At 63.2% G+C, this 17,462-nt stretch carries 12 protein-coding genes; 5 read left to right on the top strand and 7 right to left on the bottom strand.

From position 1 onward, the window contains the following. Positions 1-24: 24 nt before the first annotated feature. Positions 25-1,296 carry a phosphoribosylamine--glycine ligase gene (purD, locus tag TM49_RS05505; RefSeq protein WP_045679884.1) on the bottom strand — a complete coding sequence of 424 codons (1,272 nt, stop codon included), beginning with the start codon at positions 1,294-1,296 and terminating at the stop codon, positions 25-27. 185 nt (positions 1,297-1,481) lie between these two features. On the opposite strand from purD, the gene TM49_RS05510 reads away from it, so the two are divergent. From TM49_RS05510 to ubiA, 3 genes are all read left to right on the top strand, one after another. Then, positions 1,482-3,770, top strand: a complete 2,289-nt coding sequence (locus TM49_RS05510; protein ID WP_045679885.1) for a Tex family protein — start codon at positions 1,482-1,484, stop codon at positions 3,768-3,770. Between the two features lie 416 nt (positions 3,771-4,186). After that, positions 4,187-5,449 (top strand): cyclopropane fatty acid synthase, encoded by a 1,263-nt coding sequence (locus tag TM49_RS05515; protein ID WP_045679886.1) that lies wholly within the window; start codon positions 4,187-4,189, stop codon positions 5,447-5,449. A gap of 28 nt (positions 5,450-5,477) precedes the next feature. Further along, on the top strand, positions 5,478-6,431 hold the full coding sequence (ubiA, locus tag TM49_RS05520) for a 4-hydroxybenzoate octaprenyltransferase (RefSeq protein ID WP_045679887.1): 954 nt from the start codon (positions 5,478-5,480) through the stop codon (positions 6,429-6,431). 13 nt (positions 6,432-6,444) lie between these two features. On the opposite strand, the gene TM49_RS05525 is transcribed toward ubiA, so the two are convergent. From TM49_RS05525 to TM49_RS05540, 4 genes are all read right to left on the bottom strand, one after another. Further along, positions 6,445-7,020 (bottom strand): DUF6101 family protein, encoded by a 576-nt coding sequence (locus tag TM49_RS05525; RefSeq protein ID WP_045684810.1) that lies wholly within the window; start codon positions 7,018-7,020, stop codon positions 6,445-6,447. A 196-nt stretch (positions 7,021-7,216) separates the two neighbouring features. After that, positions 7,217-8,227, bottom strand: a complete 1,011-nt coding sequence (locus TM49_RS05530; RefSeq protein ID WP_045679888.1) for a LacI family DNA-binding transcriptional regulator — start codon at positions 8,225-8,227, stop codon at positions 7,217-7,219. Between the two features lie 224 nt (positions 8,228-8,451). After that, entirely contained in the window at positions 8,452-10,032 is a 1,581-nt protein-coding gene (locus tag TM49_RS05535; RefSeq protein ID WP_045679889.1) for a GMC family oxidoreductase, read from the bottom strand. 107 nt (positions 10,033-10,139) lie between these two features. Next, entirely contained in the window at positions 10,140-11,096 is a 957-nt protein-coding gene (locus TM49_RS05540) for a sugar-binding transcriptional regulator (RefSeq protein ID WP_045679890.1), read from the bottom strand. A 196-nt stretch (positions 11,097-11,292) separates the two neighbouring features. On the opposite strand from TM49_RS05540, the gene TM49_RS05545 reads away from it, so the two are divergent. Then, positions 11,293-12,189 (top strand): NAD-dependent epimerase/dehydratase family protein, encoded by an 897-nt coding sequence (locus TM49_RS05545; protein WP_045679891.1) that lies wholly within the window; start codon positions 11,293-11,295, stop codon positions 12,187-12,189. Between the two features lie 300 nt (positions 12,190-12,489). Here TM49_RS05545 and glyS read toward each other — a convergent pair whose 3' ends face one another. Beyond that, positions 12,490-14,604 carry a glycine--tRNA ligase subunit beta gene (gene glyS, locus TM49_RS05550; RefSeq protein WP_045679892.1) on the bottom strand — a complete coding sequence of 705 codons (2,115 nt, stop codon included), beginning with the start codon at positions 14,602-14,604 and terminating at the stop codon, positions 12,490-12,492. A gap of 296 nt (positions 14,605-14,900) precedes the next feature. On the opposite strand from glyS, the gene TM49_RS05555 reads away from it, so the two are divergent. Beyond that, positions 14,901-15,485 (top strand): hypothetical protein, encoded by a 585-nt coding sequence (locus TM49_RS05555; RefSeq protein WP_045679893.1) that lies wholly within the window; start codon positions 14,901-14,903, stop codon positions 15,483-15,485. Positions 15,486-15,489: 4 nt separating this feature from the next. Here TM49_RS05555 and TM49_RS05560 read toward each other — a convergent pair whose 3' ends face one another. Then, positions 15,490-17,415, bottom strand: a complete 1,926-nt coding sequence (locus tag TM49_RS05560) for a DUF2207 family protein (protein ID WP_425283285.1) — start codon at positions 17,413-17,415, stop codon at positions 15,490-15,492. Positions 17,416-17,462 lie beyond the last annotated feature (47 nt).

Raw genomic sequence — 17,462 nt, forward strand, 5'->3', positions numbered from 1 at the left:
CGGAAAAGCGTTGAAGTCAAGCGGTCAGCCTTCCTCGCGGGCCACAGCCCGCCAGCCGATATCGCGACGGCAGAAGCCTTCGGGCCAGTCGATATCCTCGATCAGTTCGTAGGCGCTGGTCTGGGCTTCGGTGACGTTGTGGCCGAGCGCGGTGGCGTTCAGCACGCGGCCGCCATTGGCGACGAGCTTGCCGTCCTTCATTGCCGTGCCGGCATGGAAGGTGCGGGCGGCAACGCTGTTTTCCGGAAGCGCCTTGATTTCGCTGCCCTTCTTGTAGGAACCCGGATAGCCCTTGGTGGCCATCACCACGGTCAGCGCCGTGTCGTCGCTCCAGCTTGCCGAGGCCTCATCGAGCGTGCCGTCGGCTGCAGCTTCCAGCATGTCGAGCAGGTCGCCCTGAAGCCGCATCATCAGCACCTGGCACTCGGGATCGCCGAAGCGGACATTGTATTCGATGAGCTCCGGGCCTTTCTCGGTGATCATCAGACCGGCGAAGAGGACGCCGGAGAAGGGGTGGCCCATCTCCGCCATGCCGCGGATCGTCGGCTCGATGATTTCGGCCATGGTGCGCGCGATCATCGTCTCGTCCATCACGGGGGCGGGCGAATAGGCGCCCATGCCGCCGGTGTTCGGGCCGGTATCGCCGTCGCCGACGGCCTTGTGGTCCTGCGCGGTCGCAAGCGGCAATGCATTCTTGCCGTCGGAAAGGCAGAAGAAGCTTGCCTCCTCTCCGACCAGAAACTCCTCGATCACGACTTCCGCGCCGGCAGCGCCGAAGGTGCCGGCAAAGCAGTCTTCGACCGCGGCGATCGCCTCGTCATGGGTGCGCGCGACGGTGACGCCCTTGCCGGCGGCAAGGCCATCGGCCTTGATCACGATCGGAGCGCCGATCTCGCCGATATAGGCCCGTGCCTCGCCGGCATTGTCGAAGCGGCGATAGGCACCGGTCGGAATGTTGTAGCGGGCGCAGAGATCCTTGGTGAAACCCTTCGACCCTTCGAGCTGGGCGGCCGCTTTCGACGGTCCGAAGACCTTGAGCCCTTCCGCGCGCAGATCGTCGGCAAGCCCGGCGACCAGCGGCGCCTCGGGGCCGACGACGACAAAGTCGATGGCCTTTTCCTTGCAGAAGGCGATGATCGCCGCATGATCGGTGATGTCGAGCGCCAGGCATTCGGCATGCTCGGCCATGCCCGGATTGCCGGGGGCGGCATAAAGCTTCGTCAGACGCGGAGATTGCGAAAGCTTCCAGGCCAGCGCGTGCTCGCGCCCGCCCGAACCGATCAGAAGGACATGCATGGGGTTCGCTCCAGTTGTCACCTGTTGGCGGTTGGGTAAGCAGGCGGACGGCAAAGGTCAAGGCCGGGATGCGTTAACCTGAAGGGCAATATTGTGGAATGGCGTCTCAGGGGGTGGTAAAGCCATTGTTTCGGCGCGTTGAACACATAAATTCGCGTCTCCCGGAATTTTGAAATGGAAAGACCATGGCCGCAGCAGAGCTTCAGATCGCCCGCATCGTCGCAGACGAAATCAAGGCCCGGCCGGATCAGGTGGCCTCGGCGCTCGAACTGCTGGATGGCGGCGCCACCGTGCCTTTCGTCGCGCGTTACCGCAAGGAGGCGACCGGCGGGCTCGATGACGGGCAGCTCCGCACGCTTGCCGAACGCGTCACCTATCTGCGCGAGCTGGAAGCGAGGCGCACGGCGATCACCGAATCGATCACCACCCAGGGCAAGATGACCGACGAGCTTTCGGGCAAGATCGCCGCCGTGACGACCAAGTCGGAGCTCGAAGACCTTTACCTCCCCTATAAGCCGAAGCGCCGCACCCGTGCGATGATTGCCCGCGAAAACGGTCTGCAGCCGCTTGCCGATGCGATTTTCGAGAACCGTTCCGCCGATCCGGAAAAGCTCGCCGAAGCCTATGTGAACGAAAATGTCGCCGACACCCGCGCCGCTCTTGATGGCGCCCGCGATATTCTCTCCGAACAGTTCGCCGAAAACGCCGAGCTTGTCGGACGGCTGCGCCAGTATATGCGCGACAATGCCGTGCTTTACGCGAAGGTGGTTGACGGCAAGGAAGAGGCTGGCGCCAAGTTCTCCGACTACTTCGCCCATTCCGAAAAGTTCGCCACCGCTCCCGGCCACCGCGTGCTTGCCATGCTGCGCGGCTGGAACGAGGAGGTGCTGACGGTCGCCATCGAGGCCGACCGCGACGATCCGGCGCCGGTTAAGCCGGCACAGCGGATGATCGCCCGCTTCTTCGATATCGGTGCAGAGGGCAAGGCCGATGAATTCCTGATGCAAGTTGCCGGCTGGTGCTGGCGGGTGAAGCTTTCCACCTCGCTGTCGCTCGATCTGATGCGGGAAATGCGCGAGCGCGCCGAGGATGAGGCCATTCACGTCTTCGCCCGGAACCTGAAGGACCTGCTGCTCGCCGCCCCCGCAGGTTCGCGCGTCACGCTCGGCCTCGATCCGGGCATCCGCACCGGCGTCAAGGTCGCCGCCGTCGATGGCACCGGCAAGCTTCTCGACACCGCCACGATTTACCCGTTCCAGCCGCGCAATGACGTGCAGGGCGCGATGGCCGTGCTGAAGGCGCTGATCGCCCGCCACAAGGTGTCGCTGATCGCCATCGGCAACGGTACGGCAAGCCGCGAGACCGAGAAACTCGTCGCCGACGTGTTGAAGGCGGTTCCCGAACCGAAGCCGATGAAGGTCGTGGTCTCGGAGGCCGGAGCCTCTGTCTATTCGGCCTCGGAGACGGCGGCGAAGGAATTTCCGGAGCTTGACGTTTCGCTGCGCGGCGCCGTGTCGATCGCGCGTCGCCTGCAGGACCCACTCGCCGAACTGGTGAAGATCGAGCCGAAATCGATCGGCGTCGGCCAGTACCAGCACGATGTCGACCAGTTCAAGCTGTCGCGCTCGCTCGATGCCGTGGTCGAGGATGCGGTGAACGGCGTCGGGGTCGACCTCAACACCGCCTCCGTTCCGCTTCTGGCGCGGGTCTCCGGCCTCGGGCCGTCGCTGGCGGAATCGATCGTGATCCACCGCGATGCCAATGGTGCCTTCAAAAGCCGCAAGGAACTGCTGAAGGTCGCTCGACTTGGGCCGCGCGCGTTTGAACAATGCGCTGGCTTTCTCCGTATTCGCGATGGCGCCGAGCCGCTTGATTCCTCGGCCGTTCATCCGGAAGCCTATGATGTCGCAAAGAAGATCGTTGCCGCCTGCGGTCGGGATCTGCGCGCCCTCATGGGCGACAGCGCCGCGCTGAAGGCGGTCGATCCGCGCGCCTTCGTCGATGAGCGTTTCGGCCTGCCGACCGTGCGCGACATCCTGTCGGAACTTGAAAAGCCCGGCCGCGATCCGCGCCCGGAGTTCAAGACCGCGAGCTTTGCCGACGGCATTGACGTGATCTCCGACCTGAAGCCCGGCATGGTGCTGGAAGGCACCGTCACCAATGTCGCCGCCTTCGGTGCCTTTGTCGATATCGGCGTGCATCAGGACGGCCTGGTCCACGTCTCCCAGCTTGCCGATCGTTTCGTGAAAGATCCGCATGAGATCGTGAAGGCCGGCGATGTGGTGAAGGTCCGCGTCGTCGATGTCGACGTCAAGCGCAAGCGCATCGGCCTGTCGATGCGAAAGGACGATGGCGCGCCGCCGGCCCGCGGGCCGCGCAATAACGACCGGCCTCGCAATAATGACCGCGGCGGCAAGCAGCAGAGCCCGGGCGCGTTCGGCGCGGCGCTGGCGGATGCGATGCGCCGGAAGTAATGATCTTCGGCCCCTGCGGCGAACCTGGACTGACTGGCGGCCGTTGTGATTCGTTTGCGCTGTCGCGCTCGCGAAGCATACATTTGGGCGTCAGACGCAGCGGGGCACAGTTGCAATTCCCACTTTGACCGCAATTCGGTGCCTGCGCCGTCCGCAACCTGTGGGCGCTACGGGATGCTGACCGGGCGGCGGGCTGGGGCGGTCTAGTCCGCTGAAACAGCATCAGAATTGACAAGACGCGCGCGCCTGCCGGGGCTATCCCTGTTGGCGCAATTAAAAATTGCACGGATTTTTCATGAGCGATAGAACTGTCGGTTGAGTGCGTTGCAGGGCGCTACGGCTGCCTTGTTTCTTCCGTGAAATTGACTAATGTCCGACACATAATACATGACAACAGCAGATATTCGGAGGTCAGGATGGCGTCTCCGCTACCAAGCCTAATCGACAAAATCATCAAAATTGGAAATCTGAAAGTCCATTGGTCCTCCGGCGGGGCAACCACCTATGGCGACGGCAGTGGTCCCCCGGTCGCCGTGCGGTTCACCGACCAGGAAGCCGAAAAGCTGCTCGCGACCGATCCGGCGCTGACGCTCGGCGAAATGTACATGCAGGGCCGCTTCGTGATGGTGGAGGGTGACATCTATGATTTCCTCTCGATCGTCCGCAAGAACACACTGCATTCGGTCTTCTCGCCGTGGATGGCGATGCGGCTGTTCTGGCGCATCGGCCTGGCGCAGCTGCAGACGCGCCTGCCGATCAACAAGAACCGCAAGAACGTTTCCCACCACTACGACCTGACGCCCGAGCTGTTCAGCCTGTTCCTCGATGACGACTGGCAGTATTCCTGCGCCTATTTCGAACCGGCCGACATTTCGCTCGACGAGGCGCAGCTTGCCAAGAAGCGTCACATCGCGGCCAAGCTGCTTTTGAACGAGGGTCAGCGGGTGCTCGAGATCGGCTCCGGCTGGGGCGGCTTGAGCCTCTATCTCGCCGAAATGGCGGGTGTCGACTGTACCGGCATCACGCTGTCGCACGAGCAGCACGCGATTTCGAACAAGCGCGCCGAACAGCGCGGCGTTTCCGACAGGGTCCGCTTCGAGCTGCAGGACTACCGGACGATGAAGGCGAAGCCGTTCGATCGCATCGTCTCCGTCGGCATGTTCGAGCATGTCGGCACCGGCCGCTACCAGAACTTCTTCGACAAGTGTTTCGAGCTTCTCGATGATGACGGTGTCATGCTGCTGCATTCGATCGGCCGTGATGTCGCCGGTCACAACATGACCAACCCTTTCATCGAGAAGTATATTTTCCCGGGCGGCTACATTCCCGCGCTTTCCGAGGTGCTGCCGGCGGTGGAGAAGTCGGGCCTTCTGGTGCGCGACATCGAGATCCTGCAGATGCATTATGCCTATACGCTCAGGGCGTGGCGCGAACGCTTCGTCGCCCGCAGGGAAGAGGCGATCAAGCTTTATGACGAGAATTTCTTCCGCATGTGGGAGTTCTATCTCGCCGGCTCCGAGATGGCGTTCGAGTGGGACAAGATGTTCATCTTCCAGATGCAGCTCTCCAAGAGCCAGTTTGCCACGCCGAACAACCGTCGTTATATGTTCCCCGCGGAAGACCGGCTCAAGGAAAAGGAAGCGACGCGCGCGCCCCTCGAGCCCATTCCCTTCAAGTAGCTTGGGACGGCTTCGGCCGGGATGACGGATGAGCAATCTCAGCGATGATAACGGTCGCGTCTTTGACGCACCGTCGGACAATTTCGTCTACCGGCTGCTGCCGCCTGGTCTCTGGCCCTATGCCCAGCTTGCGCGCTGGGACAGGCCGATCGGCTGGCAGCTTCTGATGTGGCCGTGTTTCTGGTCGGCGGCGATGGCGGCTGCCGTCACAGCGGAAGCCAATGCCTTCCGGCCCGGCCAGTTCATCGCCCATCTGTTCTTGTTCTGGATCGGTGCGGTTGCCATGCGCGGCGCCGGCTGCACCTATAACGACCTCGTCGATCATGAGATCGACTCAAAGGTGGCGCGGACACGTTCGCGGCCGCTTCCGTCAGGCCGGGTCACGCGGCGGCAGGCGAAGATCTTCATTCTTCTGCAGGCGCTGACCGGGCTTGTCGTGCTGCTCTGTTTCAATCTTTTCACGATCGTACTGGCCATCGCCTCGCTGGCAATCGTGGCGCTCTATCCCTTTGCCAAGCGGTTCACCGACTGGCCGCAATTCGTGCTGGGGCTGGCATTTTCCTGGGGAGCGCTGGTCGGGTGGTCTGCGGTCTTCGGCAGCCTTTCGGCGCCGGCGTTGCTCGTCTATGTCGCCGCGGTGCTCTGGACCATCGGTTACGACACGATCTATGCGCATCAGGACAAGGAGGATGACGCCCTGATCGGCGTTCGTTCGACGGCGCGTCTTTTCGGCGACAACACGCTGCCCTTCCTGATCTTCTTCTACGGCGCCATGCTGGCTCTGATGGCGGTCGCCTTCCATCTTGCCGGACTCGGCTGGCCGGCCTTTGCCGGGCTTGTCGGCGGCGGCGGCATTCTCGCCTGGCAGCTTGTCGTGCTCGACATCAATGACGGCGATCAGTGCAAGCGGCTGTTTCTGGCCAATCACCCCGTCGGCATGGCGATCTTTGCCGGGCTTGTCGTCGCGATCTTCCTCGGTTGACGCGGGGCCGGTTTCAGGCGGCGATCGCCTTGCCCTTTACCGTCATCGCAACGCCAAGGCTTGCGCCTTCGAGCTGAACGGAAAACCGCGGCGTGGCGCGGGTTGCCTTGCGGCGGCGCGGGCCGGTGTCGTCGTTTGCGGCAACGACCTGGTGCGGTTTGGCATCCACGGTGCGGGCAACGCCGTCGGCTTCCACCATCAGCATCGGAATGTCGTACATCGTCGACCAGTTCTGCCAGTCGGCCACAATGTCGCTGAGATTGTGGGCGACGAGCAGCGGAATGCACATTTCCGGATCGGCGTGGTGCAGTTCGAGCGTTACCGTGATGCCGCCGTCGGCATGGGCCATGGCACGGGCCGCAACGCCCTTGAAGGCGCGCCCCGGAAGGGCAATCGAGAAGGGAAGGTTGCTGCTCGGCAGGTTGCGCCGGACAACGGCGCCGCGCTGGTCGAGCTTGACGCCGATGCGGGTATCATCGGCACCCTTCCCCGAGCCTTTGGCGACGTAGGAGAATTTCTGCGGGAACTGGGCGGGATCGATTCTCAGAACCGTTTCCTGCTCCCCCATCCTTGCCTGCGAATTCGTCATCTTGATCACCCTTTGGTTCACTGCCGTTTGCCGGCGCTTTTTCCGCGAACTTTTCCGTTCGTCTGAGGAGGATCATAGGCGAGGTTCTTACCAGCCGCCTTAACAAGCACGGTTAAGAAATTCCCACCCCGCCGAATGGTTATCAAAATCCGATTTGGCAGGGTTGAGAGAGAATGAACGCGGTGATGACCTTATGTTAACCGCGTCGCGGGCCGCCGCTGGTCTCGCGCACCACCAAGGTTACCGGCGACAGATGCCGTTCGGGCGGGCGTTCGCCGGTTTCGATCCAGGCCAGCATGGTTGCGGCGGCATCGCGGCCGAAGGCACCGATGTCGCAATGGACGGAGGAGAGCTTGGGAAAGGCCAGCGCGCATTCCTCGATATCGTCGAAGCCGATCAGCGCGATGTCGCGGCCGACGGCAATGCCGGCCTCGGCAAAGCCGGAGATCATGCCGAGCGCCACCAGATCGTTGAAACAGAGCACGGCATCGATCCCCTGGCGGTCGCGGGCAAGCTTCAGCGCCGCGTCGCGGCCGAAGGCGCGGGTCGGCCGGCCGAGCAGGGTCACGGGGGCGCCGGCTCCGAGCACTTCGCGATAGCCGGCCATGCGCTCATGGGTGACCGCGCGGTCCGGCAGGCCGCCGACGAAGGCGATTTTTTGCGCGCCGGATGCGGCGAGGTGGCGGGCGGCCGCAAGACTGCCGGCCTCATAGTCGAGCGAGGCGAACGGAAAGCGGGCGGTATCGTCGCTGGCCATGCGCAGCACCTGCAGCGCCGGAAGCCCGGCCCGCGCAATTCGCTCGAACACCATGCCGTCATCGCCGTAGGCCGGCGAAAGGATCAGTGCCGAGACGCCGTGTTCGACCATCGATGCGATCACCTGCGCCTGGATGGCGGTATCCTCGTCGGTGTTGGCGATCACGGTCGCAAAGCCGTGCTCGGCGAAGGTCATCTGGGCGCTGGCGGCGAATTCGGCAAAGAAGGGATTGCGCAGATCGTTGATGACAAGGCCGATCAGCCCGGCTTCCGCCCCGCGCAGGTTTGCCGCCGTGCGATTGTAGACATAGTTCAGGTCCTGCATCGATTGCTCGACGCGCGCGCGGGTCGCCTTCTTCACCAGCGGCGAGTTCTGCAGCACGAGCGAGACCGTCGACTTGGAGACCCCCGCATGGCGGGCCACATCGATGATCGTCGGTCGTTTCGCCATGTCCGGTCCTTTTGCGTCTAGCGGCGTGTGTTTGGCGTCTTGCTGCCGGTCTGCCGACAATGTCTCCCTTGTGCGTCATGCTCGGGCTTGACCCGAGGATCCATGCGACACGGAAAACGCTGCCTGGATCCTCGGGTCAAGCCCGAGGATGACACGGAAGAAAGGTAAATCCCATCAAAGCCGAAGCCTGTTTCATGCCTCCTGCGTCGGGTCTTCGCAAGCCCTCACAAACCATGCTCACGGCCGATCATGTCGGCAGCCTTTTCGCCGATCATGATGGCGGCGGCGTTGGTGTTGGAGGAAATCAGCGTTGGCATGATCGAGGCGTCGACGATACGCAGGTTCTGAATGCCGTTGAACTTCAGTTCGGGATCGACGACGGCGCGGTCGTTGCTTCCCATGCGGCAAGTGCCGGCGGGGTGGTGGTCGGTCTTGGCGTGGCGGCAGGCATAGGCGAAATAGTCGTCATCCGTCTTCACCTCCGGTCCCGGCAGCATTTCGCGCTTGATAAACGGCTGCAGCGCCTCCTGGTGCATGATCTCCTGCGCCAGTTTCAGACCCCTGATCGACATTTCGCGGTCATGCAGATCGGCCCAATAGTTCGGGTCAATCAGCGGTGCATCAGCGGGGTTGGCCGATTTCAGCCGCACGGAACCGCGCGAGCGCGGCCTGAGATAGGCGGAATTCAGCGTCACGCCGGGGTTCTGCATCTTTTCCACGCCGGCCTCGATGCCGGAGCCGAGGCCGAGATGGAACTGGATGTCGGGCGAGCGCGCGCCCTCTTCGGCGTACCAGAAGCCACCGGTCTCGAACAGGCTGGAGGCGACCGGGCCCCTGCGGGTCATCAGATATTGCAGCCCGGCAACTGCCGACCAGAATGGCTCGGCATATTTGTCATAGGTGAAATCGCCGGCGCATTCGAGGATGGTGAAGAGGTCGAGATGGTCCTGCAGGTTTTCACCGATCTCCGGATGATCGAAGACCGCCTCGATGCCGGCCGCGCGCAGATGCTCGGCCGGTCCGATGCCCGACAGCATCAGAAGCCGCGGCGAGCCGATCGCACCCGATGACAGCAGCACCTCGCGGGACGCCGTCAGCATTTCGCCCCCGGCAAGCTCCACGCCGGTGGCGCGGCCGCCATTGATGCGGATGCGGCGGGTCTCGACGCCGGTGCGGATGGTGAGGTTCTTGCGGTGGCGGGCCGGTCCGAGATAGGCCTTCGCAGCGGATGAGCGCCGGGCATTCTTCTGGGTGAGTTGGTAATAGCCGACACCGTCCTGGCTTTCGCCGGTCATATCCGGATTGAAGGGAATACCGAGCTCCTGCGCGGCGCGGAAATAGGCCTCGCAGATCGGCAGCGGTGCGGCCGGCTTCGAAACGCCGAGCGGGCCGCCCTTGCCGTGATATTCGTTGTCGAACGTGTCGTTGTCCTCGGCCTTGCGGAAGAACGGCAGCACGTCGTCATAACCCCAGCCTGTGCAGCCCATCTGCCGCCATTCGTCGTAATCGAGCCGGTTGCCGCGGGTGTAGATCTGGGCGTTGATGGTCGAGCCGCCGCCGATGACCTTTGCCTGGGTATAGCGGATCACCATGTCGTTCATGTGCTTTTGCGGCACGGTGTGCCAGCCCCAACTGCCGATGCCCTTGGTCATCTTCGCAAAACCAGCCGGCAGGGTATAGAACGGATGCCGGTCGCTTCCGCCGGCTTCGAGCAGCAGCACCTGGACCTCCGGGTTTTCCGAAAGCCGCGCCGCGAGCACGGATCCCGCCGAGCCGCCGCCGACGATAATGAAATCATAGGCCATTGATGCAGTCCTCCCGAAGGCGGATTTAGCACAAGTTTAGGAACGTTCCAAATATAATCTGCGGGCAAGTCCGGCCTTTGCCGTCGCGCCCCGCCTGGGGTGATTTCTCAATCCGGCTTCAGAAGATAGCGGGCGGCGTCTTCGTCGGTGATCAGAGCGTTGATCTTGCCGCCCCGGACGGCCGCACGGATGGCGCGGTGCTTGCGTTTGCCGCGGGCGAGGCCATAGACGAAGGTGTCTTCCCGGGCGGGCAGCGGGATACTGGCGACACGGGCGTTGATCGGGTGATCGAGCAATTCGCCATTGTCATCGAAGATCCAGCCGCAGATCTCGCCGGCCGCACCAGCCGCCAGCAATTCGGCCATTTCATCCGCGTTCAGGAAGCCATCGACCAGCAGCGGCGCATGGTCCCCGAGCTCGCCGATGCCGACGAAGGTGGCATCCGCCTTGGCGCCAAGCTCCAGCGTCGGCTTTACCAGCGGCTGGGCATGAAACAGGCTGCGCTCCTCCGGCGTGGAGACCAGCACCGGCAGCGGCATCGGGAAATGACGGGCATTGATGGCGTCGGCCATCAGGAAGATGACGTTGTAATAGGCCGCAGACCCATCCGGACTGATATTGCCGGTCAGCGAAACGATGCGGTGCTGCGGGCATTCCAGCGCCGGCAGTTGCTCGACGGCGGCGCGCAACGTGCGGCCCGTGCCCATGGCGAGCACGGTCGGCTCCGAGCGCTTCAGCCAGCGCTCGATCTCGGCTGCGCCCTCCTCGGCAATGCCCGCGACGGAGCTGTCGGAGCTCGGATCGCTCGGCACCACCACCACCTGTCTCAGTCCGTAGGTCTCCTGCAGCGCGGTCGACAGCGCCAGGCACTCGGCGATCGGATGGTCGAGGCGCACCTTGATCAGGCGTTCGGACATGGCAAGCGAAACGAGGCGCTGGGCGCTCTGGCGGGAGATGCCCATGGCTGCGGCGATTTCGTCCTGGGTACGGCCGGCGACATAATAGAGCCATCCGGCCCGTGCCGCCTCGTCCAGTCGCGCTATGTTGCCGCTTTTGCGTGCCAAACCGTCCTCCCGCTGCTTTCAGGGAGAATAGCCTCGACAGATGGCCCCTGCCAAGTCGCACTGATGCCGGTGTGGCGATTGCCGACAGGAAAGCACGATCGCGTGCGCGGGAAAAGTCGTGGACCCGCGCGGCGGCACGGGGTTAAGCTTGCACCATCCGCATCCGTCCGGAGGCGGTAAATACCTGGAGGAAAGCATGACCAAACGCATTGTCTTCACCGGCGGCAGCGGCAAGGCCGGCCGCGAGGTGATCCCCTATCTGCTCGACAAGGGCTACGAGATCCTCAATCTCGACCTGCAACCCTTCGACCATCCGGGCGTCAACACCATCGTCACCGACCTCACAGATAGCGGCGAGGTATTCAACGCTCTATCGATGCACTTCGGTTTCGAAGGCTATGAAACCGGCAAGGGCCCGGCGCCGCTCGATGCCGTCGTCCATTTCGCCGCCGTGCCGCGCGTGCTGCTGAAGCCGGACAACGCCACGTTCGAAAACAATGTCGTTTCGACCTACAATGTCATCGAGGCCGCGGTGAAGCTCGGCATCCGCAAGGTGATCATCGCCTCCAGTGAGACCACCTACGGCGTTTGTTTCGCCGAGGGCGACAAGGATTTTGCGTCGTTTCCGCTGGAAGAAGACTACGATGTCGATCCGATGGACAGCTACGGCCTTTCCAAGGTCTGCAACGAGAAGACGGCCCGCGCCTTCGCCATGCGCTACGGCGCCGATATCTATGCGTTGAGGATCGGCAATGTCATCTCGCCGGAAGACTACAAGAAATTTCCGGCCTTCCTCGCCGATCCGCCATCGCGCAAGCGCAATGCCTGGAGCTATATCGATGCCCGCGATCTCGGCCAGATCGTCGATCTGTGCATCGGCAAGGATGGCCTTGGCTTCCAGGTGTTCAACGCCACCAACGACACCATCACCGCCAACGAGCCGACCGCTCCCTTCCTCGCCAAATACGCACCGAATTCGCCGATCACCCGCGAACTCGGCGAATACGAGGCGCCGCTGTCAAACCGCAAGATCCGCGAGGTTCTGGGCTTTCGCGAAGAGCACGACTGGCGGAAATATGTGAAGCAGGGGTGAGGCGGGCACCACGGAAAGACAATCTCTCCCATGAGGGCGGGGCCATCGAACATGGTCTTCCCGCATAGCCCACAAATCCTCTCGCCCCGGAGGGGAGAGATGTCGCGACAGCGACAGTGAGGGGGGAGCATCTCATCACGGACACCCTGACAGTATCTGAGATGCTGCTCCACCCTCACTGCCCCTTTCGGGGCATCTCTCCCGCGAGCGGGAGAGAGTATTGGGAGCAGGCAGCCACACCATATGCGATGGCCCCGCCCTCAAGGCGGGAGATCGTGGGCGGCCTGCGACCGAAAAGCCTCAGCCGGAAATCTTCGAGAAATCCGCCACGGTACCCGTCGCCTCGCGGATCATCGCCAGCAGCGCCAGACGGTTGGCGCGCACGGCTTCGTCCTCGGCGTTGACCAGCACGTCTTCGAAGAACTGGTCGACCGGGGCGCGAAGGGCGGCAAGCGCCTCCATGGCGGCGAAGTAGTCTTCCTTTGCAGAGGCTGCCTTCGCCTTGTCCTCGGCTTCCAGAATGGCGGCGTGGAGCGCCTTTTCGGCCTCCAGCTCGAACAGCACCGGATCGACCGTCTCGGCGACCCTGGTCTTCTTCTTTTCTTCCGCGGCGAGTAGCTGGCTCGCCCGCTTTTCGCCGGCGAGCAGGTTCTGGCCGTCCTCGCTGTCGAGGAACTTCGTCAGCGCCTCGACCCGGCGGGCGACGACTTCGAGATCGTCGGCATCGGCCGAAAGCACCGCATCGATCAGGTCGTGCCGCGCGCCCAAGTCGCGGAGGTAGACCTTGAAGCGGTCGTGGAAGAAGGAGAGCAGGTCGCGGTCGTCGAAGACCGACAGCAGCGGCAGGCGCACGCCGCGCTCCAGAATGATCCGAATCACGCCAAGGGCGGCACGGCGCAACGCATAGGGGTCGCCGGAGCCGGTGGGCTTTTCGTCGATCGACCAGAAGCCGGTCAGCGTGTCGAGCTTGTCGGCAAGCGCCACCGTCAGCGAGACCTTGCCGCGCGGCACGACATCGGAGGGGCCGAGGGGCTTGTAGTGCTCCTCGATGGCGGCCGCGACATCCTCGCTCTCGCCCTGGAGGATCGCGTATTTGCGGCCCATCGCGCCCTGAAGCTCGGGGAATTCGCCGACGGCCTCTGTGCGAAGATCGGCCTTGGCGAGCATCGCCGCGCGATCAACCTCGGCCGGATCGGCGCCGACAATCGGTGCGAGTTTTGCGGCAAGCGCCCGGATGCGGGCGACGCGTTCGCCCTGGCTGCCGAGCTTGGCGTGGAAGGTGACGTTCAGCGCGTCGAGCTTGGCCATGCGCTGGTCGAGCGGCTTCTTCAGGTCGAGGCCGAATTTTTCCGCCGAAGCCCGCAGCGTGGCGAGGTCGGGCAGGTCGCGCTGGTCGATATGCCAGAAGTGCAGCGCATCGGAGAGACGCGCGCGCACGACCTTGCCATTGCCGTAGCGGATTTCCTTGCCGCCGTCGGTGGCGGCGATGTTGGCAACCAGGATGAACTTGTTGGTGAGGCTGTCCTCGCCATGCTTCCTGACAACGAAGCATTTCTGGTTGGTCTTGATCGTCAGGCGGATGATTTCGTCCGGTATTTCGAGGAAGGCTTCCTCGAATTCGCCGAGCAGCACCTGCGGATATTCGACAAGGCCGGCAACCTCGTCCAGAAGCCCCTCGTCCTCGACCACGTCGAGCCCGTTGGCAAAGGCGAGATTGGCGGCGTCATCGCGGATGATGTCCTTGCGGCGCTCGGCGTCGAGCACGACCGAGGCCTTTTCCAGCCCGGCGGCGTAATCGGAGAAGCGCCTGACCGTGAAGGCGTCCGGCGCGTGGAAACGGTGGCCATAGGTGACGTTGGAGGCGGTGATGTCGTCGATCTCGAAATCGATGACCCGCGTTTCCTCGATTTCCGTGCCGAAGGTGCAGACGATCGACTGCAGCGGCCTGACCCAGCGCAAAGCGCCCGGCTCCGACGAAGCCGCGCCCCAGCGCATCGACTTCGGCCACGGGAAATTGCGGATGATGCCGGGCATCACGTCGCGGATGATCTCTTCGGCGTCACGACCGGGCTTCTCGATGATGGCGACGTAGAAATCGCCCTTCTTCGGGTCCGACTGAACCTTCGCCTCGGAAATATCGGAAAGCCCCGCGCCGCGCAGAAAGCCTTCGACCGCCTTTTCCGGCGCGCCAACGCGCGGACCCTTGCGCTCTTCGCGGACATCGGCGGAGCGCGCCGTCAGGCCGTGGATGTCGAGCGTGAGGCGGCGCGGCGTGAAATACTCGCGCGCGCCCTCATAGGTCAGACCCGCATCGACCAGCGCATCGGTGACGCGCTTCTTCAGTTCGCCGGCCGCCTGGCGCTGCATGCGGGCCGGGATTTCCTCGGAGCGAAGTTCAAGCAACAAATCAGGCATGTGTGGACTCCGCCGCCCGCATGGATTTCATCATTCTGCTCGTCCTCGCGCTGGCGCGCTGCGGTCGCGCGGGCTGGGCCGGAATTTCCTCGGAGCGAAGTTCAAGCAAAAGGTCTGGCATCGGGTCGGGCTTCTATCATTGTCAGGAACTTGGTGACGGCGTGTTAGCAAGCTCCGCGAAAAAAGTCATCCGGCAATCCCCGTTTTCGCGCTGCCGCCGGAGAAGAACCGCATTAGCGCCCGCAAATCACCGGAATTAGCGGCAAGTCTGGGGCAAACCGAAGGAGACTCCTCGCTTGACCACACTGTCCGTCCTGCCCCTGATCCTGATATCCGGCGCCTTCGCCAATGTCGCCCTTGCGGGGCCGGAACTGCCCGAGGGGCGCTATCGCAGCGACTGCACGCCGATCGGCAAGGATGGCCGCCATGGCTTCATCGCCGAGGTGACGATCACCGGCCGCTCGCTTGCGGCAAGCGCGCAGAACTACGCCCACAACGACTGCGACATCCCGACGGTCCGGGTTTCCTATGAGGGCACGATTGCCGAAGTCGAGCAGGATGGCGGAGAGCGGTTCGACTTCGTCCAGGAAACCGGGCCGTTCGACTATGCGCTGCTATCCGATGACATCACCGCCTACTACAACAACAACAGCGATACGGCCGGCTGCGGCATCGACGACTGGCAGACGGATGTGCCGCGCAATGTCGCGGGCCGCATCTGCGCGCCGTTTTCATTTCCCGCGGAAGGCACCTTGCTGAAGGACAGCCTCTGGATCCATGACGACGGCATTGCCTTCGGATACCTGCCCACGGACTGGTCAATTCACGAGGCCTATCCGCAAGGCCCCTCCGTCATTCACTTCCTGCGCGTGGGCGACTGAGCGGCTACCAGCCGCCACCACCGCCGCCGCCGCCACCGCCGCCGGAAAAGCCGCCACCGGAGGAGAAGCCGGAGGAGGAGGAGCTCTGTGTCGGCAGTGATGACGACATCGTCGAGGCCATGGACGAGGAGAAGCTGCCGATATCGCGGGCGAGGCTGTCATGGCTGAAGGTGCCGTAGTACCAGTAGGGCGAGTAGTAGCCGACCGTGCCGGCGGCGACGGCCGTTGCCAGCCACTTGTCGAAGGTCTGAGACCACGGCTTTTCGACACCGAGGGCCACGGCATAGGGCAGCAGCGTCTCGAAGTGCTGCGGCGACATTTCCGGTGCGCCGGCCATGTTCATGCGGTTGGCTTCGGCAAGCGTCAGATACTGCTTCAGCCCGGCAATCTCGTCCATCTTCTTGCGACCCGTCGGTGTCGGCGCGCCCATCAGGAAGAAGAACATCACGTTGATCAGAATGATGCCGCCGACAGAGGCGATCACCGCCCAGTCCTGTCCATCAAGCTGGGAGCTGAACAGCGTGATGGCGATGCCGCCGACCGCATGGACCAGGAAAAATCCGCCAACGCCGATCATGAAAAGCTTGTAGAGCGCCGAGGTGATGCCGTGTCCGCGGCGCGTGAACGACTGGGCAAAGATCGAGCCGAACACGCCGATGAAGATCGACATGAAGACCGAGACCAGCACTGCCGGCACCACGGCCGCTGAAAAGGCCCCGAAGACAAGAAGCGCCACCATAGCGACAATGGAAAGCGCGACACCGCCGAATGTGTAGCCGGCATTGGAAACGAAGAAATCGCCACGGTGCTCACTGGTGATCGCCGAGGTGAAGGCGCTGGCCATGGCCGAGACCTTGGAGCCATGCGCCTTGTCGACCACGAACACGCCGCCTTGATCGTCAACCGCCTTCAGGAGTGCCTTCTGGCCGGGCGGGAGCGTTGGGTCGAACGGCTTGTCGGTGCGCTTGAGCGTCATGCCCTTCTTCGGCTCATCGATGACGAGGTAACCCTTGACGGCAAGGTCGATGGCGGTGGCGGCAATCGCATCGAAACGATGCGAGCCGAAACCCTGATGCTCGACATAGGCGACAAGCGCCGGCGACAGCCCTTCCGGCGGCTCCCACCGCGGCACGATAACGCCCGGTTTCGGATCACGGCCGACCCTGCGCCAGGAGAGGAAGTAGAAGGCAAAGACCAGAATGAGACCGCCGAATCCGATGAAGTAATTGCGGTAGTCGGAAAGAAACCAGCGGGCGCTGTCGGTGGATGACGGCGCGTCGATTGCACCTTTCGGCACGGCAATGACGACGGAAAGCCCCTCTTCGGGGCCGAGCGGCGCGGTGGTCTGAAAGGTCACCACATTGCCGTTCGTTGCCTCACGGGCGTTCTGCTCGCGTGAACCGTAGGCTCCGGTGTAGAAGGCGGTTTGCGTCGGCGCCACCCCGTCCGGAAGCGTGATCGTCGCTGTCGCCTGTTCGATCGGGAAGGCCCAGAAATTGCCGGTGGCGTTCCAGTAGACCTCGTCGTGGTCGTCGAAATAGCGAACCTGCCGGTCGGTCTCGTAGGTGAGCTGATAGGTGTGGTCGCCCGGCGGAAGCATCGTGTCGGAGGAACCGATATAGATGCGGATGCCGTTGGTGATGCTCTCGGTATGGTGGTCGACTGGCTGGCCGTCGAGCGTCACGGCCTTCAGGTCAAAGGTGACATCGCCCGTGCGGCCGTCATCCGTCGTGAACCGCAATGGAAAGTCGCGAAAGATTCCGCGCCGGATCTGGTTACCCTCCGCATGCACGTCGATGGTCTCGGTGACATCGTAGACACCGGATTTTTCGACGGTGACGTCGGAGGTGAATCTGTTGATGACCTCGGCTGCGTGGACGGGGGCGGCGAGGAGGAGCGTTGTGAGGAGCACGGCGATGCCGCGCGCCATCCGATCGAGGCGAGTCAGTAGCATGCAGTCTCGGGGCTTGCTCCCAA

Source organism: Martelella endophytica (assembly GCF_000960975.1).
GTDB classification, from domain to species: Bacteria; Pseudomonadota; Alphaproteobacteria; order Rhizobiales; family Rhizobiaceae; genus Martelella; species Martelella endophytica.

What these genes read in the sequence shown, in the direction of transcription:
- purD (WP_045679884.1), bottom strand. Translation starts at nt 1,296, where the DNA reads ATGCATGTCCTTCTGATCGGTTCGGGCGGGCGCGAGCACGCGCTGGCC.
- TM49_RS05510 (WP_045679885.1), top strand. Translation starts at nt 1,482, where the DNA reads ATGGCCGCAGCAGAGCTTCAGATCGCCCGCATCGTCGCAGACGAAATC.
- TM49_RS05515 (WP_045679886.1), top strand. Translation starts at nt 4,187, where the DNA reads ATGGCGTCTCCGCTACCAAGCCTAATCGACAAAATCATCAAAATTGGA.
- ubiA (WP_045679887.1), top strand. Translation starts at nt 5,478, where the DNA reads ATGAGCAATCTCAGCGATGATAACGGTCGCGTCTTTGACGCACCGTCG.
- TM49_RS05525 (WP_045684810.1), bottom strand. Translation starts at nt 7,020, where the DNA reads ATGACGAATTCGCAGGCAAGGATGGGGGAGCAGGAAACGGTTCTGAGA.
- TM49_RS05530 (WP_045679888.1), bottom strand. Translation starts at nt 8,227, where the DNA reads ATGGCGAAACGACCGACGATCATCGATGTGGCCCGCCATGCGGGGGTC.
- TM49_RS05535 (WP_045679889.1), bottom strand. Translation starts at nt 10,032, where the DNA reads ATGGCCTATGATTTCATTATCGTCGGCGGCGGCTCGGCGGGATCCGTG.
- TM49_RS05545 (WP_045679891.1), top strand. Translation starts at nt 11,293, where the DNA reads ATGACCAAACGCATTGTCTTCACCGGCGGCAGCGGCAAGGCCGGCCGC.
- glyS (WP_045679892.1), bottom strand. Translation starts at nt 14,604, where the DNA reads ATGCCTGATTTGTTGCTTGAACTTCGCTCCGAGGAAATCCCGGCCCGC.
- TM49_RS05560 (WP_425283285.1), bottom strand. Translation starts at nt 17,415, where the DNA reads ATGGCGCGCGGCATCGCCGTGCTCCTCACAACGCTCCTCCTCGCCGCC.